Origin of the sequence: Maritalea sp., assembly GCF_051251695.1 — a bacterium.
Lineage (GTDB): Bacteria > Pseudomonadota > Alphaproteobacteria > Rhizobiales > Devosiaceae > Maritalea.
This window is the reverse complement of sequence record NZ_JBPOEU010000004.1, coordinates 118,867-143,844: the sequence shown is the minus strand read 5'-3', so window position 1 is coordinate 143,844 and position 24,978 is coordinate 118,867. Positions and strand designations below refer to the sequence as shown.

Below are 24,978 nucleotides of genomic sequence, written 5' to 3'. Positions count from 1 at the left end.
TAACGTTGATCGATGCCTAGCGCGAATACGTTAGATCACGTTCATCCAATATTGACATGACGACATCGGTAAGCGACGCGGTCGCGTCAATCATAATGTATTTCTTGGGAAAATCTTCTTGTTCAGCGTGAATCCGGCGAATGAGTTGGCGCTCATGCTCTTTTCCGCCCCATTCGTTAGCTGGACGTTTTGCAAGTCGTTGGTCTAGGGTCGCTCTGTCGATATTTAGGACAAACACTTTGTCGAAAAATTGGATAAATTTGCTAAAATTTCTGCAGTCGCCACAGAAAAATGATGCGCGGTGTTGATCGTCCGCCATGATCGAACGGACCTTTTCAACGCTCCAGATATGATGGTCATGGCCAGAGCCTGGCATGGGTATGCCCGTTTTAGGGTCTCCCTGATATGCTAAATCTTTGTCCCCATTGAACGAGTGGAAACCTCGGCGCACCAATTCATGGTGAACTGTTGTTTTGCCAGTGCATGACACACCGCGAATAAGATAATTTTTGCTTCCCATTTTGTAGCACCTACCAAAAAACGGGTTGCTTCACAAGGTGAAGCAGTTTGAATGTTCTATGTTTCGTCGAAATCCAATGTGAGATTGTCACTGGTTGGTCGAGCCTGACATGCGAGCGTGAAGCCGGCTTCAATTTCCCACGGTTCAAGCGAATAGTTCACCGCCATCTCAGCGCTGCCTTTTGCGACCTTGCAACGACAGGTGCAGCACATGCCGCCCTTGCACGAAAATGGCAGTTCCAACCCATGCTTGTTCGCAGCTTCCAACACGCTTTCATTGGCATCGGTCAGCTTGAAACTGCGCTTGGTACCATCAAGAATGATCTCAACTAAAACGCCTTGTTCTGCGGCTTCCAGCATTTCTTTTGTCGGCGCTTTACGCGGTTTCTGCCCATCCGCTGGGGTGAACAGTTCGAAATGAATTTTGGATTTCTCAACGCCCATTTCTTCGCAAGTAGTGCGAACGACGTTGATCATTTCTTCTGGGCCACAAACAAAGATACCGTCACTGGATGCGGGATCAATAGCGCCGGTCTTCGTCAGTGATTTGACTTTTTCGCCGTCGATGCGTCCGTTTAGAATTGGCACATCTTGATCTTCACGGCTTAGGAGATGGATCAATGTGAAACGATCCATATAGCGGTCTTTCAAGAATTCCAACTGTTCGCGGAACATGATCGAGGAGGTTTCGCGGTTGCCATATACAAGCGTGACTTTTGCTTCCTCATCGCCTTCCAATAATGATTGGGCAATCGACATCATTGGGGTAATGCCTGAACCCGCAGCAATCAAAAGCGCATCTTTTACATCGCCTACGTTCGCCGTGAACCGACCGTCTGGCGTCATGACTTGTAAGTCTTGCCCCACACTTAGATCGTTCATCGCAAATGATGAGAACACGCCTTCATCGACATGACGAATGCCAACGGTTAGCTCGTTGGTGCCGACTGGTGATGAGATTGAATAGGAACGACGTGTGTCTTTCCCATCAATGTCAGCCCGCAAAGTCAAATACTGACCGGGCACAAACTGATAAGCCCCGTTGAGACGCGCATCAGGCACAAAACTAATGGCCTTCGCATCTGATGTTAGATCTTCAATCTTTGAAATTTTAAGCGTGTGAAAAGTGGGTGCCATGGTCGGACCTCAAATGCATTTGAAATAATCGAAGGGTTCAAGACAGTCTTTGCAACGATAGTGCGCTTTGCAGGCTGTTGACCCAAATTCGGATAGTTTTTCGGTTTCAGAACTGCCACACTTTGGACAGGCGACAATGGTTTGCCCAAATAGAGCAAGTTTTGAATTTGACCCATTTACTGGCGGTGCAATGCCATAGGCGCGTAACTTTTCGCGACCTACTTCGCTGATCCAATCCGTTGTCCAAGCGGGGGAAATGACCCGCTCGATTTTTGGATCAAACCCAGCTTCACGCAGGGCGACATCAATCGCCAATTCAATGGCGAGAACAGCGGGGCAACCAGTATAAGTCGGTGTGACATAAGCCACTGCCTGCCCGTCGATCATCTTAACGTCACGCAAAATCCCAAGTTCTGCTACGTTGACGCACGGCACTTCCGGATCAGGCACTAAAGCCGCCGCGTCCCAAGCTCTTTGGGCGAGGGGATCACGTGTCGCTTCGTTTGTGTGCGGCTTTTTCACGCCTTACCAAACCATGCCAGGGTGGGTGCGTTGGACATATTGCAATTGAGAAAGCAAATGTCCAAATTCTTCGCCATGATGTCCAGTGCGTCCACCAGTTTGGGCGAATTGCACAGACGGAATTTCGAGCAAAGCCTGGTCGAAAATGTTTGAAATGGTTTGTTCCCATTGGTCCCGTAGCGCGGCGCGATCCGGCAGTAAACCTTCGTCAGCACAGGTTTGCGCATCTTCCGACATTGCGAACAATTCGTCGACGTAAGGGTGAAGCCAATCGACGGCATCCTTCATTCGGTTTGCACTTTCTTTTGTGCCATCACCCAACCGGACGACCCACTCGCCAGCATGGCGAATATGATAAGCCATCTCTTTGATGGATTTGCCGGCGATGCCTTGGACGGTTCTGTCTTTTGAAGCAAGAGCCGCTTGCCAATAAGGCTCCATGAACGCAGCGAAATAGAGTTGGCGTAGCATTGTGTGCGCGAAATCTTCGTTTGGGCGCTCAACAAGCAGACAATTTTTGTATTCGCGATCAAGGCGAAGATAGGCCAATTGGTCTTCGTCGCGGCCGTTGCCTTCAATCTCACCTGCATAGGTGTAAAGGCTGCGCGATGCGCCGATCAGATCAAGTGCCATATTTGGCATGGCTAGATCTTCTTCGAGCATGGGTGCATGTCCGCACCATTCAGATATCCGGTGCCCAAGGATCAAATGGTCATCACCAAGTTCCAAAAGAGCATTAAACAATGCTGACATTACATGTGCCCCACTTCGTCTGGAATGTCATAAAATGTTGGGTGGCGATAAACCTTATCAACGCTCGGTTCAAAGTTTTCTCCAACTTGGTCAGGGTCCGACGCATAGATTGACTTTGAAGGCACGACCCAAATTGATAGGCCTTCGCCACGGCGCGTGTAGGTGTCTCGTGCAGCGTTCAGCGCCATAACTTCGTCAGCAGCGTGGAGCGAGCCGCAATGCTTATGTGACAAGCCATTGCGTGGGCGGATAAATACTTCCCATAGGGGTGTTTCGTTTGACATGATCTGTCCTTACTTCTTGAGCGCTATTCAGCGGCTTGTTTGGTTTGACGTGCGGCTCGCTTTTGTGCGTGAGCAAGTGCGGCTTCGCGCACCCATGCGCCGTCTTCCCAAGCTTTCTTGCGGTCTTTAATCCGGTCGCGGTTCATTTGGCCGCCACCTTTTACAGTCCGCCAGAACTCGTCCCAATCAATTTTGCCGTGGTCATATCCGCCCTTGCCATTGTTCTTGTCCGGGTTCCATTTAAGGTCCGGGTCGGGAACGGTCAGCCCCAAATATTCCGCTTGGGGAATAGTGGCATCAATGAATTTCTGGCGCAGTTCATCATTGGAAAAACGTTTGATCTTCCATTTCATGGACTGTTCAGAATGGCTTGATTCCGCGTCATGTGGGCCAAACATCATCAAGGATGGCCACCACCACCGATTGATGCTGTCCTGCGCCATTTCCTTTTGCGCCTCGGTGCCGTTGCACAACGTGATCAAGATTTCATAGCCTTGGCGCTGGTGGAAACTTTCCTCTTTGCACACGCGGATCATCGCGCGGGCATATGGTCCATATGAACAGCGGCAAAGTGGAATTTGGTTCATGATCGCAGCGCCATCAACTAGCCAACCAATGGTGCCCATGTCGGCCCAAGTGGGGGTCGGGTAGTTGAAAATGGAGGAGTATTTCGCTTTGCCCGAATGCAGCTCCTCAGTCATCTGCTCGCGCGTAACACCAAGTGTTTCTGCTGCCGAGTAAAGGTAGAGCCCGTGCCCACCTTCATCTTGTACTTTAGCGAGCAAAGCCGCTTTCCGGCGCAGCGATGGTGCGCGGGTGATCCAGTTGCCTTCTGGTAACATGCCCACAATTTCGGAGTGGGCGTGCTGACCGATTTGGCGCACTAGCGTCTTGCGATAACCTTCAGGCATCGCGTCGTTTGGTTCGATTTTTTCTTCGCGGTCAATGCGTGCTTGAAAGGCCGCCAGAAACTCTTCGGTTTCCGTCGTTGTTCCATCCGCACCAATCAGTCCTTGTGAATACATATTGGCATCCCCTCCCGTTCCTGATAATAATATGTGACAATAATTTACATATCAAGTAAATTTTGTAACATATCGGAGAGATGGGATGAAAAATCGGCTAAATGCAGCTGAACTTGAGGGATTGATTGGCGAAATCTGCGCGCCATGGGTGCAAGAGCTTGGCATTAAGGTGCTGACGCTTGATGATGAAAAGATACAATTCACCATGCCAGCAACAGAAAAAATCTTGCGGCACAAGGGACCCAATGGGGGGTTGGTCAGCGGACAGGCATTAATGGCGGGGTCTGACACGGTTTCGTTTTTGGCATTGAGCTATCTAAACGGCCGTTTTCGCGATTGTGTGACGGTGGATATGTCGACCAACTTCATGCGGCCGTTGGCGGCGGGCAACGTCATTTATGATGTAACGGTGCTCTCGAATGGCAGAAGATTGGCGACAACTCGCATTGATATTCATGCTGAGGGCAGCGAAAAAGTGGCGACGACTTCTACGGGCGTGTTTGCTTACATCGAAGATTAGCGTTTAGCCCGGGTCACCCCACCCTCAATCCCTCCCCATCTAGGGGAGGGAGACATTACTGCCGAATTTTACCTTTGGGTTGCAACCGGGCACTGGTCAGCTCCCTCCCCTAGATGGGGAGGGCTGGGGTGGGGTGACTGCTGTTTTCAAACCTTCGCCGTAGCGTTTCCATCTCTGAGTCAGAACTCACAGCGCTCCACCATTTTTCCGAAGGCGCTAACAACTGCCGATAAAGCGTGCTTACCAAATTATGGGCGGCAGCGCCCGGCCAGTCTTGGGGCAAAAGCCGAGCGGGTAAGTCAGGCTGCTTCAAAATCAGCCGCCGCCATTCATGAACAAGCAATATGCGGGCGCACAAAGCCTCAAGTGATGTCAATTGGTCCAGTTGTTCACGGGTCACGGCCAAGCTGGTAAACCGATCAATGAGTCCATGATAGGCCTCGGCCAACGGCTGCAAGTCCAGTTTGTCGATCACCCAATCTGGCAGTGTAGACATTTCGCCTTCAATGGACATCAATCCAGTGGCCTTTATCTGCTCTCGTACCTTGTCGGTTGGGTCTGCAAAAAGCCCTACACCATTGCGCAAGTGTTCGCCGCCCATGGCGACAATTTGGGCATTTTGCTGCTCACGCGCTTTGCCGAGAACATTTGGTCCGACGGCCATCAAAATGGTTGTCGGTTCAGGTGCATATTCTGCGCGATAGATCTTTTGCGTCGCGGGCACAAAACTGTTCAGGCCTGCTTCTGAAAGTTTGTAAAAACTATTGCGGCCTTGTTTTTGTCGGGTCACCCAACCTTCTTTTGCGAGCCGCGACATTGCCGTTCGTACTGCGCCGCTTTCAACACCAAGGGCACCAAGAATTTCGTGTAGGTCCGACATGGCGACAACCCCGCCGCGGGGCTGAATTGCGTCGCCAAAAATGGTGATCACCATAGACCACACGCGCAAACGACCATCTGAATGCAGATGGTCGATCAACGGTTTAATCAGTTGGTTCGTTGGGCTCATGCCCCCTATGTACGCTCAAACGCCACCATGGTCAAAAGCTCATATTCGGCAACTTGTTCGTCATTTTGGTTGAACATATTTACGTGCCAACGCACTTCGCCATACTCGTCAGTTCGCTTAGTTTTGCGTTTTACCGTCAAGCTTACGCGCACTTCATCGTCAGCGCTGACAGGCTTTTGAAATGTTAGATCGTTCAACCCAGTATTGGCCAAAACTGGACCCGGATTTGGCTCGACAAAAAGACCCGCCGCAAAGCTTAAGAGCAAGTAGCCGTGGGCGACACGACCGGGGAAAAAGGGGTTTGCTGCCGCTGCTTCTTCGTCCATGTGGGCGTAAAAATTATCGCCAGTAAAATGAGCAAAGTGTTCGATATCTTCAATTGTCACTTTGCGCGATGCGGTGTGTACTGTCTCGCCAATTTGTAGCTCATGGAAAGTCCGGGTGAACGGATGTGCAGGCGGATCGATAAATGTCGCGCCCTTAACATAGGTGCCGCCAATACCGGTCAGAATGTCCGGGCTTCCTTGTACCGCAAGCCGTTGCATATAGTGAGTAACGCCGCGCACGCCGCCAAGTTCCTCGCCACCACCGGCACGACCGGGGCCGCCATGAACCATATGCGGAAGCGGCGATCCGTGACCTGTCGATTCTTTCATCGAAGTGCGGTTATTGAAATATAGGCGTCCGTGAAATGGGCCCGCCTTGATGGTTATTTCTTGCGCGATTTCAGGGTCGTTGGTGATTACAGAGGCAACCAAAGATCCACCGCCTTTGTTCATCAATTCAATCGCGTGGGCAACGTCGCGATAACCCATCACTGTCGCAACGGGGCCAAACGCTTCTGTTGAGTGAACAATTGAAGCGTTATCTGGGTCTTCACAATGAAAGAGCATTGGCGAAACAAAAGCGCCGTTTTCCAGCCCGTCGCCGTTCAATGTCAAAGTATCTTGGTTGCCATAGGCAAGCTTACACTCTGTGCCGATCTCAGCGGCTTTTTCCAACACGTCGCGCTTTTGATCTAACGATGCAAGCGCACCCATGCGGGTGCCTTCAACGGATGGGTCGCCGATTGTGGTTTTGTCCAACCGCACACTCATGGCGTCTATCACATTTTGCACTTGGGTATTGGGGACAATCATCCGGCGGATGGCCGTACATTTCTGGCCTGCTTTTGTCGTGATTTCACGCGATGCTTCTTTGATAAACAAATCAAATTCAGGCGTGTCTGGCGTTGCGTCTGGCCCAAGCACCGAAGCGTTGAGACTGTCTTGTTCAGCGACAAAACGCACAGAATTATCAAGAATGTTCTTGTTGGAGCGAAGGTAAGAGGCGGTTGATGCAGAGCCGGTGAAGCTCACCACATCTTGGCAGTCTAGCCGATCCAAAAGATCACCCGTTCCGCCGCAAATGAGTTGGATAGCACCTTCTGGGAGGATGCCGCTTTCCACCATCATCTTCACACATGCTTCGGTGAGATATGATGTGGAAGTGGCAGGTTTCACAATTGCTGGCACCCCTGCGAGCAAGGTCGGCGCCAGCTTTTCAAGCATACCCCAAACGGGGAAGTTGAATGCATTGATATGCACCGCAACCCCAAGCAGCGGTGTGCAATAATGTTGGCCCAAAAAGGTGCCGTTGCGCGAGAGTATTTCAAGATCACCATCGGGGTAGATGTGTGCATCAGGCATTTCGCGACGGCCCTTGGATGCAAATACGAACATGGTGCCGATGCCGCCATCAATATCAACTTTGCTATCCGCCAGCGTCGCTCCCGTTTTGTAGGAAAGTTCATAAAGCGGATCGCGACGCTCGTTCAAGTAGGTCGCAAGCGATTTCAACATCCGCGCCCGGTCATGAAATGTCATCGCGCGTAAGGCAGGGCCGCCTTTACGCTTTGCGTGATCGAGCATTTCTTGGAAGTTCAGGTCGTCAGACCCGGCTTCTGCGAGCTCAACGCCAGTAACGGCCGAATGGATTTTTCTGGTTTTACCGGATGGGCCAACCCACTGGCCGCCCGCATAGCTTTCAAGTTGCATCAAAGTCATCTGTAACCCCTAGTTCAATGTCGCCGGCAATTTTGCATAGCCACGGAAGCGCAAGCGGCCCCCGAGTTCTGCGTTGCCAGTCAATTTATAATTTGGAAAACGTTTAAGGAAGCGATTGATTGCAATGCGCCCTTCCATCCGTGCAAGCGAAAACCCGACGCACAGGTGAGGTCCACCTGCAAAGGCCAAATGGCGATTGGGCTTGCGCAAAAGTTTCAATTCGTCTGGGTCTTCAAATTGTGCCGGATCGCGATTGGCCGCGCCAATGATCAAATGCAGATTGGAGCCTTTGGGAATTTGAATGCCATCAATTTCGATGTCGGCCGTTGTTTCGCGATTGCCCAATTGATTGGGTGATAGGTAGCGCAAAAACTCGTCGACACCGGTTTTAATGATGTCAGGATTGGATTTCAGCGCGTATTTTTGACCCGGAAACTCGTGCAATGCAGCCAAAGAATTGCCGATTAAATTCGTTGTGGTTTCGTGGCCTGCATTCAGAATGAATATGCAATTTTGCAGCAATTCGGTTTCCGAGAGTTCGCCTTCTTCACTTTGGATAAGGCGCGTTAAAACATCAGTTTCGGGATTGCCCGGGTTTTTCCGACGATCATCCGCGAGGTCTTTCAAGTAAGCCTTAAAATCCGCAACAGATTCGTTGCCAATGCGCAATTGTTCTGGCGTTAGGGTTGGCTCAAGCGCACCCAATATGGCAAGCGACCAATCCCGCAATGGTTCACGATCCACCATTGGCATATCAAACATATTGCCAATGATTTGAATTGGGATTTTGCTAGCGAAGTCTTCGATTAAGTCAACTTCATTCCGGTCAGCCATCTGTTCCAAAAGCATGTCGATTGTATCGATTAGCCCTGGCTCCATATTGGCAATAGCGCGCGCATTCAACGCACCAACCATGATCTTGCGCACACGCGTGTGCAATGGCGGGTCGTTGAAAACAAGGGAAGTTGTATGGTGCTCATATAATGGCGCATCGCCGCCAAACTTTGGTAAGAAGGCTTGCTTCTTGTCAGAGGAGTAAAGCGTCGTGTCGCGATATATTCTGTCTAAGTCGGCGAAGCGGGACAGGAGAAATGAGCCGTCAGGTTGCGGACAAACGGGCGCGTATTTCAGCAGTGCTTGATAATAGGGGAATGGATCTTCTACGAACCCGGCGGGTGGGTTGGTGAGGTCAAATCCTTCAATCATTTGACGGCTGATGGTGGTCATTTCAAGCGCTCCGAAACGACCCAGCTGTTTGGACTTTGCCTAACGACTTCCGCCATGGCAGCTTTGACCCGCTCAATCCCAATCTCTTGCCCATAATGCATGGGACCACCGCGCCAGCGTGGGAAGCCGTAGCCGTGGATTTTGACCAAATCGACATCCAAATCACGTTCGGCAATACCTTCCTCAACAATTCGAGCACCTTCGTTGACCATCACCGCAAGTAAGCGATCCACAATCTGATCATTGGTGAACTCTGTTTGAACTAGCCCAGCCTGTTTCGCTTCTTGTTCGATCAAATCTGTCACGTAGCTATCTTCGTGCGGTGCCCGGTCGCCATCTTGATATTTGTACCAGCCCACTTTGCTGCGTTGGCCGAACCGTTCAGCTTCGCACAATAGGTCGCCGATGCGTACATAGCGCTCGTTAGGCGAACGCGTTGGGGCTTGACGTTTCCGGTTGGCCCATGAAATTTGCAAGCCTGTTAAATCTTGTAATTCATAAGGCCCCATGGGCATGCCGAACCCGCGCATGGCATCGTCGATTTGTTTTGGTGTACACCCGTCCATCAGCAAATAGTCGGCCTGACGCCGATAGGCGGAAAGGATGCGGTTGCCGATAAACCCATCACAAATGCCGGACAAAACGCCGACTTTTCGCAGACGCTTTCCAAGGTCAAACCCCGTGGCCAACACATCCTTTGACGTCGTTGGTAACTTAACAATTTCCAACAGCTTCATGATGTGAGCTGGAGAGAAAAAGTGCAGTCCAATAAAGCGCGAAGGATTGGCAATCCCGTCAAAGATTTGCGTCGGGTCGATATAGGATGTGTTGGTCGCCAAAATTGCATCTTCACTCATATGCGCGGCTAGCGATTGGAAGACTTGTTGTTTGACAGTCAGGTCCTCAAACACTGCTTCAATGGCGAGGTCTGCATTTGCAGATGCCGCATAATCGTCTGATGCGGTCAAAGCAGATTTAAGTTTTTCAGCTTTGTCAGTTGAAATTTTGCCACGTTTTACGCCGCCTGCGATTAGGCCTTCGATACGTTCACGTCCTGCATCGGCAGCGTCTTGATCACGTTCAATCAGCGTGACCTGATAACCCGCATTAAGGCACGTAAAAGCAATGCCAGCTCCCATCAGACCGCCACCAACAACAGTGATGTTTTTCACATCAATTGGTGTGCCACCTTCAATGGCTTTAGGTTTGCCCACCGCGCGTTCTGAAAAGAATGCGTGGCGCAACGCTTTTGATTGTGTGCTGTCGCGCAGTTCAAGATGAAGGGCACGTTCTTTTGGCTGGCCTTCGCTAAAGGGTAACGTTGTCGTCCACTCGATTGCGCGCAAGTTATCTAAAGGAGACGTCTGGCCCTTGGCACGCTTTTTGATTTCAATACGCTTGTTGTCAAAATAGTCTGGCGCAACTGCCGCCGGTGTGCGGGTGCTCAGCGAAGACTGAACTGACGGTAAGTCCTTAGCGAACATTTTAGCCGCATCGACTGGATTGCCGTCAAACACTAAATCCAAACCACCCAAATCATAGAGCTTTTGCGCATCGATCATTTGACCAGTGGTTGCCAGTTCGACTGCTGCCTCAACACCAATGAGGCGTGGTAAACGCTGAGACCCGCCCGCGCCCGGAACAAGCCCTAGATTGACTTCCGGTAGACCAAATCTTGTTCCCGTTTGCGCCAAGCGAAAATTGCAAGCCATGGCCAGTTCAAAACCACCTCCAAGGGTGGTGCCATGTACAGCAGCAATCCAGGGAACAGAACTATCTTCAATCTGCTGATATACATCGGGAAGGTGGGGCAGTTGGGCAGGCTTTCCAAATTCGGAAATGTCGCCACCGGCAACAAATGTTTTGCCCGCACAAAATACAATCGCCGCTTTTACGTTAGCTGCTTCCGCCTCTTTGACAGCTTGCACCAATCCGATGCGCACGGCCACACCAGTCGCATTGACAGGTGGATTATCTATCTGAACGAGGGCGATGTCGCCTTCAATTTCAACTTGAACCACGCTCGACAAAACAGCTCTCCCAGAGGGTTAAACAACAAAATATGTTCATATATTGACCAACCAGTCGGTTTATGTAAAGCTAAATTTCAACATGAGGATATTGCTCGGGCTTGACGGTAGTTTGGTTTGGGAAATGGGGGAGGATCGTGTGGGCGACACAGTTGGCGATACTATTACTGTCGTAAAAAATGAAGGTTGGGTGGAAATAACGCTTAATCGGCCTGATCGACTAAATTCGTTCAATGATGAAATGCACGCTGCATTGCAATCTGTTTTGCGCGAGGCCAAGAACGATGACAATGTGCGCGCTATTTTGCTGACAGGCGCTGGTCGCGGTTTCTGCGCGGGGCAAGACTTGGATGCGCGAGATCCGCGTAAAATGACGTCTCCACCAGACTTGCAAGCGACAATTTCAAATTTTTATAATCCGCTGGTTCGCCTTATTCGGTCCATCGATAAGCCAATTGTATGTGCGGTGAATGGAGTGGCCGCTGGCGCGGGTGTAAACATCGCGCTGGGTTGCGATGTTGTTTTTGCAGCCGAAAGCGCAAAGTTCATTCAGTCTTTTGCCAAGGTTGGATTGGTACCTGATGCTGGCGGTAGTTGGATTTTGCCACGATTGATCGGTGAAGCGCGGGCGAAGTTTATTTGCATGACTGCAACCCCAGTGACAGCCAAACAGGCCGTCGAATGGGGTATGATCCACAAAGCGGTAGCCAATGATGATCTGATGGATGAAGCGCGTAAATTTACCGCACAGATGGCGGCGGGCCCGACATTTGGTCTAGGAATGATGAAGCAAGCGCTGCAAACATCATTCGACCATACTTTGGACGAACACCTTGACGTTGAAGCGCAAATGCAAGGCCGTTGCGGTCGTTCCAAAGATTATGCAGAAGGCGTAAGTGCTTTCCTTGATAAACGTCCTGCCAATTTTGGCGGGGTCGAATAATGTCGCCGCAAGAACGTGCGCAAAAATCGTCTGAGATTATGTGGAACAATGATTGTGCATCTCAGCGCATGGGCATGAAATTGGAAGCGGTCGGACCGGGTTCGGCTACGCTTTCAATGCCAATTGGTGACGAACATTTAAACGGTCATAAAATTTGCCATGGCGGATTTATCTTTATGTTGGCGGACAGTGCATTTGCGTTTGCCTGCAACAGCTACAATCAGTTGGCAGTGGCGCATCAAAACTCGATCACTTTTGCAGCTCCCGGCTTTAAAGATGATGTGCTGACGGCAACTGCAATTGAAGTTGGCCGTACAGGTCGCTCCGGCATTTATGATGTCACAATAACAAACCAAAAAGATGAGGCGTTGGCGCATTTTCGCGGCCACTCGCGCACCATCAAAGGTACACATTTCAAGGAGAATGAGGCGTGAACCAAGCCTATTTGTGTGAGGGTTTTAGAACGCCGATTGGCCGTTTTGGTGGAACCCTTTCATCCGTGCGTCCAGACGATATGCTGGCCCATGTGATCAAAAAAACCATGGAAGCAGCGCCGGGTCTTGATGGCGAAGCGATTGATGATTGCTATATGGGCTGCGCCAACCAAGCGGGCGAAGACAATCGAAATGTCGCGCGTATGGCGACGCTTCTTGCAGGGCTATCCACTTCGGTGCCTGGCACTACGATCAACCGACTTTGCGGCTCTGGTATGGACGCTGTTGGTATGGCCGCTCGGGCGATCAAGGCCGGGGAAGCGGAAGTGATTTTAGCGGGCGGCGTTGAAAGCATGAGCCGGGCGCCGTTTGTTATGCCCAAAGCCGATACTGCGTTTTCGCGCAATGCAGAGATATACGACACAACCATTGGATGGCGCTTCGTCAACAAGCTGATGAAGCAACAATATGGCGTCGATTCAATGCCCGAAACCGGGGAAAATGTTGCTGAGGAGTTCAACATTTCTCGTCAAGATCAAGACGCATTTGCATTCCGCTCGCAAGAAAATGCGGCAAAGGCAATTGCGTCGGGCCGGTTCGCACAAGAAATCGTGCCGGTTGAAATTCCGCAGCGTAAAAAAGATCCTGTCATTTTTGCGCAAGACGAACACCTGCGTGCGACGTCACTTGAAAAATTGGCTTCGCTCAGCACGCCTTTCCGCGACGGTGGCTCGGTTACAGCAGGCAACGCGTCTGGTGTAAACGATGGCGCTGTTGCGATGATTATCGCGTCAAAAGCTGCGGTAGAAAAATATGGCCTTGTGCCAAAAGCCAAAATCTCCGGCTTGGCGACAGCAGGCGTTGAGCCGCGCATTATGGGGATTGGCCCAGCACCAGCATCGCAAAAGCTGTTGGATCGCTTGGGGCTTAAGATTTCTGATGTCGATATCATCGAGTTAAACGAAGCATTTGCCTCTCAAGGTATTGCGGTATTGCGCCAGTTGGGCGTCGCTGAAGACGCTGATTTTGTAAACCCAAATGGTGGCGCAATCGCTTTGGGGCATCCATTGGGTATGTCGGGTGGTCGGCTTGCCTTAACGGCGGCGATTGAACTGGCAAATTCAGGTGCAAAGCGCGCTTTGTGCACAATGTGCATAGGCGTTGGTCAAGGCATCGCACTGATGCTTGAGCGTGTAGAATAATCGGGGCGGGAAGAATGAAAGACTTAACACCAAATAAAGCAGATCTCGACCCGATTGAAATCGCTTCACGTGATGAAATTGGTGCGCTGCAATTGAAGCGGATGAAAGCGACTTTGGCACATGCATATAGTAATGTGCCATTTTACAAAAAGAAATTCGACGATGCAGGGGTTCATCCCGACGATCTGAAGAGCCTGTCGGACCTGTCAAAATTTCCGTTTACAGTTAAAACTGACCTGCGTGACAATTATCCGTTTGGCATGTTTGCAGTACCGCGCGAAGAGGTTGTGCGTATTCATGCCTCGTCGGGCACGACGGGCAAACCGACCGTTGTAGGATATACCAAGAACGACATTGATACCTGGTCGTCTGTTGTTGCCCGTTCCTTGCGTGCATCTGGTGTGCGCAAAGGCGATATTTTACACAATGCCTATGGTTATGGTCTGTTCACTGGCGGTCTAGGCGCACACTATGGTGCAGAAGCACTTGGATGTTCGGTCGTGCCTGTTTCTGGTGGCATGACGGCGCGGCAAGTTCAGTTGATCCAAGATTTCAAACCCCATGCGATCACGGTCACACCGTCCTATATGTTGGCGGTGCTGGATGAGTTTCACAAACAAGGCATTGATCCGCGTGCAAGCTCGTTGCAGGTCGGGATTTTTGGTGCAGAGCCGTGGACGAATGCGACACGTTTGGAAGTTGAAGCCGCGTTTGACATGCATGCCGTCGATATTTACGGGCTTTCAGAAGTGATTGGGCCGGGCGTCGCCAATGAGTGCGTAGAGACCAAAGATGGTCTGCACATTTGGGAAGATCATTTCTATCCCGAGATCATCAACCCTGAAACTGGCGAGCTGGTCGAGGATGGCGAGGAAGGTGAACTGGTGTTCACGTCCTTGACCAAGGAAGCGCTGCCGATCATTCGGTATCGCACCCGCGATTTAACTCGGCTATTGCCGGGCACTGCCCGCTCAATGCGACGGATGGAAAAAATCACAGGCCGATCTGACGACATGATCATTTTGCGCGGCGTTAATGTGTTTCCAACGCAAGTTGAAGTTCAAGTGCTCGCCGTTCAAGGTCTGTCACCTCATTTTCAAATCGAATTATCGCGTGTCGGGCGCATGGACGCTATGTCTATTTATGTTGAGGCGATGCCCAACTCCGCTTCGGATGAGCAGCGAGAAGCTTTGGGCAAAATGCTGACGAAGAAAATCAAAGACAATATTGGTGTGTCAGCACGCGTGGTTGTCAAAGCGCCGGGCGGCGTTGAACGGTCGCAGGGAAAAGCCGTGCGGGTTATTGATAACCGGGCGAAGGGACAAGAATAGTGGTTCGAACCATCGCCAAAGACCATGAAGAAAAACGCGTTGCGATTTTAAAGAAGGCGGCCAAGTTTTTTGCCAAAAACGGATTTGACCGTTCGTCCATGAGTCAATTGGCGATCGAGTGTGGTGTTTCTAAGGCTTTGATTTATCACTATTATCAAAGCAAAGAAGTGTTGCTTTACGATATCATTTTCACCCACCTCAAAGACCTTGTCGACGCGGTAGAAGTTGTTAAGGTGGTTGATGATCCCGAACAACATTTACGCAATTTGGTGCATGCAGTTCTAAATCAATATCGTGATGCTGACGCTGAGCACAAATTGCAGCTTGAAGCCACGACGTCATTGCCGCAAGCTAACCAAAAAACGCTCGCCGATATGCAAAGGCAGTTGGTAGTTACACTTTCGGATGCAATCAATGCAATTTCTCCGATGTGTTTTGAGCAACGCGAAGAGACGCTAAGACCAATCACCATGTCACTATTTGGTATGCTGAATTGGTTTTATCTTTGGTACAGACGCGGCAAAGGCATGACGCGTTCAGATTACGCCGATCTAGCAACAGATTTGCTTTTAGGCGGAATAAAAGGATTGGAGAAACAATGAGTTTCACCGTCCCAAGGAAGTGGAATGGGCTAACAGTTTAGTCTTTTTCGTACGGAGAAGGTTCATTCAGGGAGGTAGTAATGAACAAATTTATTAAACTCGCAGCGGCAGCAGCCGTTGCTATTACAGCAGGTTCCAGCGCAATGGCCGCTGAGCACAACTTGACCATTTCAAGTTGGACCGGTCCTGGCCATGGCATCAACGCCATCATGTGGCCAAACCTTATCAAAATGATCGAAGAAGCAACCGACGGCAAAGTCAGTGCGGAAGTGAAGCTTGGTTTGGCTCCACCACCAGCCCAAATGGATTTGGTGATGGATGGTGCTGCTGATTTGACCATCATTTTCCACGGCTATCAGCCTGGTCGCTTTGTCGGCACAAAGCTGATTGAATTGCCAGGTTATGAAGGCAACGCGGAAGCAGCTTCCGTTGCTTATTGGAATGTGCATGAAAAGTATCTCTCTAAGTTGAATGAACACCGTGGTGTGAAACTGATCGGCCTTACAACGCATGGTCCAGGACAAATCCACTCCAACAAAGAAGTGAAAACACTAGCGGATCTAGATGGCCTTAAAACGCGTCTTGGTGGCGGTGTAGCAAGCGATGTTGGTCGTGAACTTGGTCTTATCGGCATTCAAGTGCCTGCACCAAAAGTGTACGAAACACTCGCTTCTGACAGTGCAGATGCTGTTGCCATGCCATGGGAAGGCCGTAAAGGCTTTAAGCTGACCGAAGTTGCGAAAAATGTTTATGAAATGCCCGGTGGGTTTTATCGCGGTTCGTTCGCGTTCCTAATGAGCCAAGAAACATTTGATGCGCTACCAGCAGATATCCAAAAAGCTTTGGACGAAAAGGTTTTTGGTGCGCCAACAAGCCGTATGCTGGGTGCAGCATGGGATGAGATCGACGATATCGGCCGCACAGCCACTGAAGAAGCTGGCGACAATGTTATTACCGTTGCAAGCGAGCAAGACATAAAACTTTATGGATTGTATGCAGGCGAGATCAGAAAAAAAGTTCTTGCTGAAATTAGCGAGCTGGGTGTCGATGCTCAAGCTGCTTACGACATGGTTAAATCAGATATGGCAGCACAATAAGTGCTGTTGATTTGACTAATTGGTTCGGCGCGGGTCAGGTTGACCTGCGCCTAATTAATGTTGAACTTAGGAAATTCGCATGAAATCTGCCCTGAATTTGATCAGTAGACTTTCACAAATACCCATTTTACTTGCATCCTTGGTCCTGTTTTTGTTGATGGCGATGACTTTTGCCGATGTTATTTTACGTTCAACCTTCAATTCTCCAATTGAGGCAGCAACCGAATTAACGCGGATGTTCATCGCGATTATTGTGTTTTTGATCTTACCGATCATCAGCGGCAAACAAGAACATATCGTGGTCGATTTGGCGGACCCGCTTTTTAAGAGCGATTGGTCTGTTCGCATCCGCGACTCAATTATCAATTTGGCGTGTGGCGCGATGTTAATTTTACCAGCGAGACAAGTGGTTGTTTTGGCAGAGCGTGCCCGTTCCTACGGCGACGTCACTGAATATCTTGCAATTCCTCAATTCTATATCGGATGGTTTATCGCCATCATGACTTTTCTCAGCGCATTTGTTTTGCTGGCGCGCGGGCTGATCATTTTGTTTGCCCCTAAACTCTTGGAGCAACCAAATGATTGAAGCTGCTATTGGATTTGCCGCTGTCCTGGTTCTTGTTCTTTTACGCATGCCAATCGCGTTTGCGATGGGGCTGGTGGGCATGGTCGGTTACATGCACGAAACCAGCTTTAGAGGCGCCATCTCGATGGTCTCTCGCCTAATTATCGATACGTCTCAAGATTACGGGCTATCGGTTGTCCCCCTTTTCATTTTGATGGGGCTGTTCGTCAATAAAGGCGGTATTGCGCGAGAGCTTTATCAAGTGTCTTACGCATTTATGGGCCATTTGCGTGGTGGGCTGGCGATGGCAACAATTCTCGCATGTGGCGGCTTTGCTGCGATCTGCGGGTCGTCATTGGCGACGGCTGCGACGATGTCGAAAGTTGCGATGCCGCAAATGCGCAAATATGGATATGCCGATAGTCTGTCAACGGCATCGATTGCGGCTGGCGGCACGCTTGGTATTCTTATTCCCCCGTCGGTTATTTTGGTCATCTACGGACTTTTGACGGAAACCTCGATTGGCAAATTGTTCATCGCGGGTATCATTCCCGGGATGTTGGGCATTTTGTTTTACGTTTTTGCCGTCAAATATACCGTATCGCGCAATCCTGACGCGGGACCAGCTGGCGAGCGTACCAACTGGGTTGGACGGTTTGGTGCTTTGAAAGGCGTTTGGGCGGTCTTACTATTGTTCTTCATTGTTATTGGTGGACTTTACGGCGCGCTGGACGTCTGGCCGATCCATTTGACATTCTCACCCACAGAAGCTGCCGGAATGGGCGCAGCAGGCGCGTTCTTGATCGCTCTATTCCGTGGAAACCTAAATTTTGGCGCCGTCCTAGAAGTGCTCAAAGAAACCGCCATCACAACCGCCTCATTGTTTAGCGTGTTGATCGGGGCTTGGATTTTCTCCAACTTTATCAATGTTGCTGGATTGACCGAAGGCTTGCGTGAGGTCATCACATCGTACGATCTCGCGCCTTGGATGGTGATGGCACTCATCTTGGGCATCTACATCATGCTCGGCATGATTTTTGAAAGCCTTTCGATGCTGTTGCTAACAGTGCCGATTTTCTTCCCGCTTGTGGTTGGGCTTGGGTTCGACCCCGTATGGTTTGGTGTTGTTGTGGTTGTGGTAACGGAAATCAGCCTCATTACACCGCCTGTTGGGCTGAACGTGTTCATCCTAAAAAACGTTGTTGGCGATGTGTCTACGGCAACAATTTTTAAGGGCGTGACCCCGTTCTGGATTGCTGATATTTTCCGGCTTGCCCTGTTGGTCGGCATACCAGCTTTGTCATTGTTCTTGCCGTCTCAGATGTAGGCATGAGAAAAATGATGGGTTAAGGGTCGCTTCGGCGGCCCTTTTTTACTTACTTCCAAAGCGTTCTATCACCCCGTTAGCCCATCGCACAGTTGATGGGCCAAAGCAGTCGTCAAGTCCATCAACAGCGATGACACTGCCTAATGTGAGGCGTCCAAGCATACTAAGCCCGTTCACCGCTTGGTCGTCAGCGCCGATCAATTGCGCGTCTGGACGCATTTGAGCGCCCATGCCTTCTTCAATCGCGTGTACCAGACCAGCTTTCAGAGCACAGGAGACCAGCGGGTCTGTGACGTGCTCAAGTGACGGACTTGGGATAACCGCGTCGACCATGACTTGGGCAAACATCACATCATTGCCTTCGATCAATTGCCATCCGTGATCGCTTAACCCGATATCAGGATCATCTACGATGCCAAGACTGACAATTCCATGGTTAATTAGCGCAAGAAGTTCTTCAGCCGCGAATACAGGGGGGCCATAGCTGTAGCGCTTTAGCGCTTCATCAAAGCCGATAATCGCCATTGCCGTCTCAACTTTGTAAGGTTCTGTGTTGAACAAAACCCGAAGTTCACCCTGGAGTTTGCGCCATACTTGACCAATGACGTAACCCACAGACGGTGCTGTGCGACCATGTGCCATCTTAATATCGGCTTGCAGTGCTTCAATCGCATTCAGGTCGTCCTGAGCGCCAGGGTCGTCCCGCTCAATTGTTAGCCATGCCCGCACCTCGTCGTGGGTTTTGATGTTGCCCAATTTTTCAAGAATGCGCGCGGCGGGCGCAACAAGTGCGTTACAGATAATCTTAAGGGCGCCCTCGGGCCCCTTAGAATTTGATTTTGAAAGAGCAGACTTGAAATCCGCAACTTCACTCGATGTTGGATTATACCTATCGTCTAAAGCCTTTGTGGCTGGCTTAGCGACAGGTGCTTTGCCGTCAAGAGAAAATGGGATGATCTTGCGCGGCTCGCGTCCAGAGGGGGTATAAACACCGTCCTGAAACGTGCCGCCAAGTCCTTTGGTCAACATGCGCAAAACATCAAGCGTTGATAGGCCCAGACCGCGGATGGCCACCGTACGGTCTGACCAATTGTGCGCGGCAGCGATGAGCGTATTCGCCGGGTATGCGTGTAAAAGGTCTAGATTATGAGCGGATGCGTGTTTGATCCAGCGGTCAAGCTGAGGGTCAGGCGCGGTTTCGGGCTGGCCTTGCGTCAGCAAAACCTCCTCATATGGCCCGTGCTGTTCAGTATCCGACATAATCTGCCAACCCGCCTCGCTCTTCTCCAGTCCGGTAGCTTTCACGTTGACGTGCCTGATTGAAATGGTCCTCGGGACGGCCTTATAAAGGGCATCAAATCTATCGTTAAGGTAGACCCCAACATCAGAACGCGGTGGAAAATCATCGGGCTGGTACCGGCCTGATGACCATTTAAGAAACGGTTTGATGTGGTCCGCCATAAATTGGGGCGGCATATAATCCAAAATCCGGACGGGGATATTAAGAATGCACAAATCGCTTTGCTCTGGGTCAAAGTTTGGTCCGGCGCCCAGCCGAGCAAGAGGGTCAAATATATCAATTTCCAGGGCGAGATCTTTTTCGATCGCACGGGCCGTGAGCGCTTCTAATGCACCCAGCGCCCGAGGCCCAAAGCCGATGATCGCAAGGTGAAGGGTCTTGGTAGATGACATTGGGGATCCTATAATTTATTAAGCAGCGCTCAAACGTTTGCGCTGGCCTCTCCAATTGGTCCAAAGAAGTGGTCAATCTCAGATTTGAAATGCAAAAGGCTGGGTAGGATAGCGACGCACATGGCGGCGATTTCGTCAGTTGGGTCCAGCATGTCGGGGACCATAATTGTTGCCAAACCCGCCGCGCTGGCAGAACGCACGCCATTGTGGGAATCTTCAAATGCGATGCAGTTTTGTGGGGCAACGCCCAACCGGGCAGATGCGGTTAAAAACGGCTCGGGATGCGGTTTGCCTTTTGATACATCCATGCGTGTGACGATTGTATCGAAATAGCTGTGCAGGCCAACTTGTTTGAGATGTTGGTGCGCTGCATCCCCCGTTGAAGTGGCAACAGCAATCGGAACGCCCCGGGCGCTTAGCCCTGCCACCAATTGTTGAGCGCCATGTTTAAGTGGAATGCCGCGTGCCATTTCGTCATGAGCACGGGTACCCAGAATTTCCTCAAACTCTTCAACTTTAAAGTCAGTGCCGAAAAACGCGTGGTAAATCGATGTGTTTTCAGATTGAGGAATACCAACAAAAGCGGCGAACATATCGTGGGTCATCTCATACCCCCATTCGGTGCAAATCTGTTGCATGACACGTTTATAGACGCGTTCGGTGTCCAACAGCAGCCCATCCATATCAAAAATGACGGCTTCGACCTTTTCTGGCCAGTTGCCCAGTTGGTTTTCAATTGCAGGGTCGATAGCGTTCATGTTTCACTTCTCAAATTGGATATCAAGATTCTGCCAGAGGGAAACGACAGACCAATGAACAAATATGTGGCTCTATTTCGTGGTTTAAATGTGGGGGGCCACAACAAAATCACAATGGTGGATCTAAAACTAATGCTAACCCAAGCAGATTGCCAAAGTGTTTCGACATATATCCAATCTGGAAACGCGGTGTTTTCACATGAACTTGCAGCAGGCCCATTGTGCGCAAAATTAGAAGACAATTTTGAAAAACAATTTGGCTATCGGGTGAGCATTGTCATTCGGTGTGAAACAGAACTCAAGGCAGCCCTCAATGCATATCCATATTTTGATGAGACCCGCGAACTCAAACTCATGATGACCGGATTTGCGCGTCAAAAACTATCCGATGATGCGCAATCGGTTTTGAGTGCGGCGGCTATTGAGGGCGAGTTGGTGAATGTTAGTGGGGACGAAGTACACTTTTATTTTGGCAATGGTGCTGGACGTTCAAAACTTGGTGCGTTGAACTTTGTCAAAAAGATTGGCACGCCGATCACCATTCGTAATCGGCGCACTATTTCCAAGTTGGTTGATATGCTCAATCAGACTTAGGTGGCCCGTTTCGGAGCCGTTTTTGCGTCGCGCAATTCCCGAATGGACTGGTTCAAAACCTGCCATGCGGAGGACAAGAAAAGTCCTGCCATAATAATAGCAACGATCAAATCAGGCCAACCACTGGCGGTAAACCAAACAGCGACAGCCGCCAACATTACCCCGACATTGCCAATCGCATCATTGCGCGAGCATAACCATACAGAGCGCACATTTGCGTCGCCGTCTTTATAGGCCACCAACAAGAAAACGCTGGCGAGATTAGCGCCAAGTGCCAAAAAGCCGATCAGCCCCATGGTCTCGGCATGTGGTAGCCCGACATAAAAGAATTGGTAGACGGTAGAACCCGCAACCCACAGGCCCATGGCAAGAAGGGTAAATCCTTTAAACAAAGCAGCCGTCGCCCGTATACTTTGCGCGCGCCCAATCACCCAAAAGCTGATCGCGTATGTAACCCCATCCTGCAGGAAATCCAGCGCGTCGGCTTTCAGCGCTTGCGAACCGGAGAGCTGACCGCCGCCCATTTCAACGCCAAACATCACCAAATTGATGATGGTCACCCAAATCAGCCGTTTCTTGTATTCAGCTGACATACCGTCAAAAGTTTTGGTTTGCCCGCAGCAACTATCGCCCATTTTCGTAGCCTTTTTGATATTCTCATTTGGATCGATTTGAGTTATAAATCCTCTAGTTACTAGAGGTTCAAGTCAAAATGCAAAAAACTTCTCAAGAGAATTACAGTGAATATTCAATCGGCCAATTGTCGCGTGCAGCAGACGTAAAAGTGCCGACAATTCGCTATTACGAGCAAATTGGATTGTTAGAAGAACCATGGCGCACAGAAGGCGGGCAGCGGCGTTACAACCAAGGTGCGCTTGATCGACTAAATATGATCGCCCACGCCCGAGAGCTTGGATTTTCAATTGACTCAATCCGCGAGTTTATCCGGCTGGCAGCTCATCCAGACGCCCCATGCGAAGACCTTGACCAAATCACCGAACGTCATTTAAACGATGTGCAGATACGCATTCAAAAGCTTGGGCGCTTAAGGGATGAACTTCAATCGATGCTGAAGAACTGTCAGCATGGCACGGTAGAAAAATGCCGTATCTTGGAAGTCTTGGGCGACCACACTCATTGCCAAACGGAGCACTAGACGCATCTGCGCCTTGTGACTATTTCTTCTCTTCAGTTTTAAATTGAAGGGACATTTCCGCTTTTTCAAAGATCAAGGATTACGCCATGACCACCGAAATGCCTCACCTCAACATTGAAAATGAACGCTTGAAGAAGCAAATCGCGTTTATCATGGAAATGGACAAGCTTAAATCGGTCAATCGAATGACCAAAATCATTTGCGAAAACCGAGTTGAGAATGATGCGGAACATTCTTGGCATGTGGCATTAATGGCATTGGTACTTGAGCCCTATGCTGGCGCAAAGGTGGATATTGAGCAGGTTATCAAAATGCTTTTGATCCACGATGTTGTGGAGATTGATGCGGGGGATACTTATATTTATGCGGGTGCAGACGCAGATGAGCAGTTCGAGAAGGAATTGGATGCTGCCAATAGAATCTTTGGGTTGTTGCCCAAAGATCAAGCTGATGAGTTGATCGCAAATTGGCAAGAATTTGAAACGCGCGAAACGCCGGAAGCAAAATTCGCCAAGGCAATCGATCGCTTATCACCCTATATCTATTATGGTTTTGCCGGTGAGGGCTGTTGGGTTGAGCAGGGCGTGGATGACGCAATGGTGCGTGGACAAATGGTCAGTCTTGAAGATGCCTCAGCGGACCTGAAAAACCTATATGAAACGCTTCTTACGACCTATCAAAAATTCGGCGTCGTGCGCGATAGCAAAAACCCAACATTAGAACCGGACAACCAGCATCGCCAACTTGCCGAGCACATGCGAAGCATTGAGTTTGCGAACGATGATCTGACGCGCCGTATTCAGTTTGTTATGGAAATGGACAAGCTCAAATCAATCATCAGACAAACCCAAATTCTCAGTGTTGACCGACTTGAAAATGACGCAGAGCATTCCTGGAACTTGGCCATTATGGCGGTCATTTTGCGTGAATGTGCAAATACAGAAGTGGACCTGTTGCGCGTTCTGAAGATGCTTTTGGTCCATGATATCGTGGAGATTGATGCAGGTGACGCGCCTCTGCATGATCTTGAAGCGCAAAAGGGCAAAGAACAACGCGAAATTGCAGCGGCGGAGCGGTTGTTCGGCCTGTTGCCAGATGGCGTGGGAGACGATTTGCATGATCTGTGGTCAGAATTTGAGGCCCACCAAACCAACGACGCTCAATTTGCGCGATCAATGGACCGTCTATCGCCACTATTGTATAGCTTTTACACCAAGGGCGTGCGCTGGAAAAAGTTCGACGTAAATGGAGCGCAAGTGCGCAGCCGGCTTTGTGTCATTGGTGATGGCTCCGATCAGCTATGGACCCTTGCGTCTTCAATCATCGATCAGTGTGTAGCGCTGGAATTTATAGATGCGGGTGTTTAAGCCGTTGCTGATTGGGTAATTTCCAACGGGTTCGGATTGTCAAAGTTCACCTGGTCTCGACCATTTGACTTCGCCATATACATCCGTCCGTCCGCGACTTGAACAAATTCATTAAGCGATTGGGAGGCTTGGTGCAGCGCACCGCCTATTGAAACGCTTAGGCGCTGACTGTAGGACCCATCCTCAAATGTAACTTCACTCGTCTTTTGTCGGATTTTTTCGGCAATCGAGAGGGCCACAATTTTATTGGTTAAGGGTAGAAATACAGCAAATTCTTCCCCGCCAATACGACCAGCGATGGCGTTTGGCGGTGTTTGTTCCGTAATGGCAGAGGCGATCAGCCGAATGGCATAGTCACCACGCGCATGACCAAAATGGTCGTTCAGTGACTTAAAATTGTCCGCGTCGATATATAAAAGACTACCCGCAGTTGGGCCGGACATGGGTGTGTGCAAGGAGTTTTCGACAGCACTGAAAAATGCAGACCTATTCAACAGTCCGGATAGTTGATCAGTTGAGGCCAAAAGCGCGAGCTTTTTTGAAAGGTCACATAATTTCACGCGTTGCCAGCAAACATATATAGATACGGGCGTTGCAACCAATAGAGCTATACTGCCTGAAATTATCCATTCACTGACAAGTGTGGCAAAGCCCAGGTGCCCATAAACAAGGACAATTAGTATCTCAACCGCAATGATGCAGATAAATACGAGCGGGACGGCCATTTTAACGGCCGGGCGAATATATTTGCGTTCTTGGGGCTGTATGCCAAAAAGTGCTGCTGCCAGGTTGATCAAATTGGTTACCTTCCACTCGCGAGATTTGAACCAAATTTGGTT

General features: G+C 50.0%; 26 protein-coding genes. 12 read left to right on the top strand and 14 right to left on the bottom strand.

Features of this window, described 5'->3' with window-relative positions; translation table 11 throughout:
* Positions 1-16 precede the first annotated feature (16 nt).
* The 6 genes from ACSHWX_RS03405 to paaA are packed head-to-tail and all read right to left on the bottom strand — an operon-like array spanning position 17 to position 4,240.
* Positions 17-520, bottom strand: coding sequence for a nucleoside kinase (locus ACSHWX_RS03405; RefSeq protein WP_435666780.1), 504 nt, complete (start codon positions 518-520; stop codon positions 17-19).
* A gap of 56 nt (positions 521-576) precedes the next feature.
* Complete coding sequence (locus tag ACSHWX_RS03400) at positions 577-1,656, bottom strand: 2Fe-2S iron-sulfur cluster-binding protein (RefSeq protein ID WP_435666779.1); 1,080 nt, start codon at positions 1,654-1,656, stop codon at positions 577-579.
* A gap of 9 nt (positions 1,657-1,665) precedes the next feature.
* Complete coding sequence (gene paaD, locus ACSHWX_RS03395) at positions 1,666-2,178, bottom strand: 1,2-phenylacetyl-CoA epoxidase subunit PaaD (protein WP_435666778.1); 513 nt, start codon at positions 2,176-2,178, stop codon at positions 1,666-1,668.
* Positions 2,179-2,181: 3 nt separating this feature from the next.
* Positions 2,182-2,931 carry a 1,2-phenylacetyl-CoA epoxidase subunit PaaC gene (gene paaC / locus ACSHWX_RS03390; protein ID WP_435666777.1) on the bottom strand — a complete coding sequence of 250 codons (750 nt, stop codon included), beginning with the start codon at positions 2,929-2,931 and terminating at the stop codon, positions 2,182-2,184.
* Positions 2,931-3,215 carry a 1,2-phenylacetyl-CoA epoxidase subunit PaaB gene (gene paaB / locus ACSHWX_RS03385; RefSeq protein ID WP_435666776.1) on the bottom strand — a complete coding sequence of 95 codons (285 nt, stop codon included), beginning with the start codon at positions 3,213-3,215 and terminating at the stop codon, positions 2,931-2,933. The genes paaC and paaB overlap by 1 nt, the downstream gene beginning before the upstream one ends.
* A 23-nt stretch (positions 3,216-3,238) precedes the next feature.
* A complete protein-coding gene (paaA, locus tag ACSHWX_RS03380; protein WP_435666775.1) occupies positions 3,239-4,240 on the bottom strand; it encodes a 1,2-phenylacetyl-CoA epoxidase subunit PaaA in 1,002 nt (333 codons plus the stop codon).
* Positions 4,241-4,325: 85 nt separating this feature from the next.
* Here paaA and ACSHWX_RS03375 point away from each other — a divergent pair, with 85 nt between their 5' ends.
* A complete protein-coding gene (locus ACSHWX_RS03375; protein WP_435666774.1) occupies positions 4,326-4,760 on the top strand; it encodes a PaaI family thioesterase in 435 nt (144 codons plus the stop codon).
* A gap of 109 nt (positions 4,761-4,869) precedes the next feature.
* Here ACSHWX_RS03375 and ACSHWX_RS03370 read toward each other — a convergent pair whose 3' ends face one another.
* Genes ACSHWX_RS03370 through ACSHWX_RS03355 form a run of 4 tightly spaced genes read right to left on the bottom strand, consistent with a single transcriptional unit; the run spans position 4,870 to position 11,062 of the window.
* Positions 4,870-5,769 (bottom strand): PaaX family transcriptional regulator, encoded by a 900-nt coding sequence (locus ACSHWX_RS03370; RefSeq protein ID WP_435666773.1) that lies wholly within the window; start codon positions 5,767-5,769, stop codon positions 4,870-4,872.
* 5 nt (positions 5,770-5,774) lie between these two features.
* A complete protein-coding gene (paaZ, locus tag ACSHWX_RS03365) occupies positions 5,775-7,814 on the bottom strand; it encodes a phenylacetic acid degradation bifunctional protein PaaZ (RefSeq protein WP_435666772.1) in 2,040 nt (679 codons plus the stop codon).
* A 9-nt stretch (positions 7,815-7,823) separates the two neighbouring features.
* Entirely contained in the window at positions 7,824-9,041 is a 1,218-nt protein-coding gene (locus tag ACSHWX_RS03360; protein WP_435666771.1) for a cytochrome P450, read from the bottom strand.
* Positions 9,038-11,062, bottom strand: a complete 2,025-nt coding sequence (locus ACSHWX_RS03355; RefSeq protein ID WP_435666807.1) for an FAD-dependent oxidoreductase — start codon at positions 11,060-11,062, stop codon at positions 9,038-9,040. The genes ACSHWX_RS03360 and ACSHWX_RS03355 overlap by 4 nt, the downstream gene beginning before the upstream one ends.
* A 133-nt stretch (positions 11,063-11,195) precedes the next feature.
* On the opposite strand from ACSHWX_RS03355, the gene paaG reads away from it, so the two are divergent.
* The 8 genes from paaG to ACSHWX_RS03315 all read left to right on the top strand — a co-directional run bounded on the left by paaG (position 11,196) and on the right by ACSHWX_RS03315 (position 18,572).
* The gene (gene paaG, locus ACSHWX_RS03350; protein ID WP_435666806.1) at positions 11,196-12,014 is read left to right on the top strand and encodes a 2-(1,2-epoxy-1,2-dihydrophenyl)acetyl-CoA isomerase PaaG; all 819 of its coding nucleotides are present in this window, start codon (positions 11,196-11,198) and stop codon (positions 12,012-12,014) included.
* On the top strand, positions 12,014-12,448 hold the full coding sequence (gene paaI, locus ACSHWX_RS03345) for a hydroxyphenylacetyl-CoA thioesterase PaaI (protein WP_435666770.1): 435 nt from the start codon (positions 12,014-12,016) through the stop codon (positions 12,446-12,448). The genes paaG and paaI overlap by 1 nt, the downstream gene beginning before the upstream one ends.
* Complete coding sequence (gene pcaF, locus ACSHWX_RS03340) at positions 12,445-13,650, top strand: 3-oxoadipyl-CoA thiolase (RefSeq protein WP_435666769.1); 1,206 nt, start codon at positions 12,445-12,447, stop codon at positions 13,648-13,650. The genes paaI and pcaF overlap by 4 nt, the downstream gene beginning before the upstream one ends.
* A gap of 14 nt (positions 13,651-13,664) precedes the next feature.
* Positions 13,665-14,981, top strand: a complete 1,317-nt coding sequence (gene paaK, locus ACSHWX_RS03335) for a phenylacetate--CoA ligase PaaK (RefSeq protein ID WP_435666768.1) — start codon at positions 13,665-13,667, stop codon at positions 14,979-14,981.
* A complete protein-coding gene (locus ACSHWX_RS03330) occupies positions 14,981-15,583 on the top strand; it encodes a TetR/AcrR family transcriptional regulator (RefSeq protein WP_435666767.1) in 603 nt (200 codons plus the stop codon). The genes paaK and ACSHWX_RS03330 overlap by 1 nt, the downstream gene beginning before the upstream one ends.
* Positions 15,584-15,663: 80 nt before the next feature.
* The gene (locus ACSHWX_RS03325) at positions 15,664-16,680 is read left to right on the top strand and encodes a TRAP transporter substrate-binding protein (protein WP_435666766.1); all 1,017 of its coding nucleotides are present in this window, start codon (positions 15,664-15,666) and stop codon (positions 16,678-16,680) included.
* A gap of 79 nt (positions 16,681-16,759) precedes the next feature.
* Complete coding sequence (locus ACSHWX_RS03320; RefSeq protein ID WP_435666765.1) at positions 16,760-17,266, top strand: TRAP transporter small permease; 507 nt, start codon at positions 16,760-16,762, stop codon at positions 17,264-17,266.
* Complete coding sequence (locus ACSHWX_RS03315) at positions 17,259-18,572, top strand: TRAP transporter large permease (protein ID WP_435666764.1); 1,314 nt, start codon at positions 17,259-17,261, stop codon at positions 18,570-18,572. The genes ACSHWX_RS03320 and ACSHWX_RS03315 overlap by 8 nt, the downstream gene beginning before the upstream one ends.
* A gap of 45 nt (positions 18,573-18,617) precedes the next feature.
* On the opposite strand, the gene ACSHWX_RS03310 is transcribed toward ACSHWX_RS03315, so the two are convergent.
* Positions 18,618-20,264: an FAD/NAD(P)-binding protein gene (locus ACSHWX_RS03310; protein WP_435666763.1), complete on the bottom strand. Its 1,647-nt coding sequence runs from the start codon at positions 20,262-20,264 to the stop codon at positions 18,618-18,620.
* A gap of 29 nt (positions 20,265-20,293) precedes the next feature.
* Positions 20,294-21,022, bottom strand: a complete 729-nt coding sequence (locus tag ACSHWX_RS03305) for an HAD family hydrolase (RefSeq protein WP_435666762.1) — start codon at positions 21,020-21,022, stop codon at positions 20,294-20,296.
* A gap of 54 nt (positions 21,023-21,076) precedes the next feature.
* Here ACSHWX_RS03305 and ACSHWX_RS03300 point away from each other — a divergent pair, with 54 nt between their 5' ends.
* Positions 21,077-21,616: a DUF1697 domain-containing protein gene (locus ACSHWX_RS03300; protein ID WP_435666761.1), complete on the top strand. Its 540-nt coding sequence runs from the start codon at positions 21,077-21,079 to the stop codon at positions 21,614-21,616.
* On the opposite strand, the gene ACSHWX_RS03295 is transcribed toward ACSHWX_RS03300, so the two are convergent.
* Positions 21,613-22,251, bottom strand: a complete 639-nt coding sequence (locus ACSHWX_RS03295) for a cation transporter (protein WP_435666760.1) — start codon at positions 22,249-22,251, stop codon at positions 21,613-21,615. The two genes, ACSHWX_RS03300 and ACSHWX_RS03295, sit on opposite strands and share 4 nt — an antisense overlap.
* Positions 22,252-22,328: 77 nt before the next feature.
* On the opposite strand from ACSHWX_RS03295, the gene ACSHWX_RS03290 reads away from it, so the two are divergent.
* Together ACSHWX_RS03290 and ACSHWX_RS03285 are read left to right on the top strand one after the other, a co-directional pair.
* Positions 22,329-22,772: a MerR family transcriptional regulator gene (locus ACSHWX_RS03290; RefSeq protein WP_435666759.1), complete on the top strand. Its 444-nt coding sequence runs from the start codon at positions 22,329-22,331 to the stop codon at positions 22,770-22,772.
* 86 nt (positions 22,773-22,858) lie between these two features.
* Positions 22,859-24,139, top strand: a complete 1,281-nt coding sequence (locus tag ACSHWX_RS03285) for an HD domain-containing protein (RefSeq protein ID WP_435666758.1) — start codon at positions 22,859-22,861, stop codon at positions 24,137-24,139.
* Here the strand turns inward: ACSHWX_RS03285 and ACSHWX_RS03280 are convergent.
* Positions 24,136-24,936, bottom strand: coding sequence for a GGDEF domain-containing protein (locus ACSHWX_RS03280; RefSeq protein WP_435666757.1), 801 nt, complete (start codon positions 24,934-24,936; stop codon positions 24,136-24,138). The genes ACSHWX_RS03285 and ACSHWX_RS03280 overlap by 4 nt on opposite strands.
* Positions 24,937-24,978 lie beyond the last annotated feature (42 nt).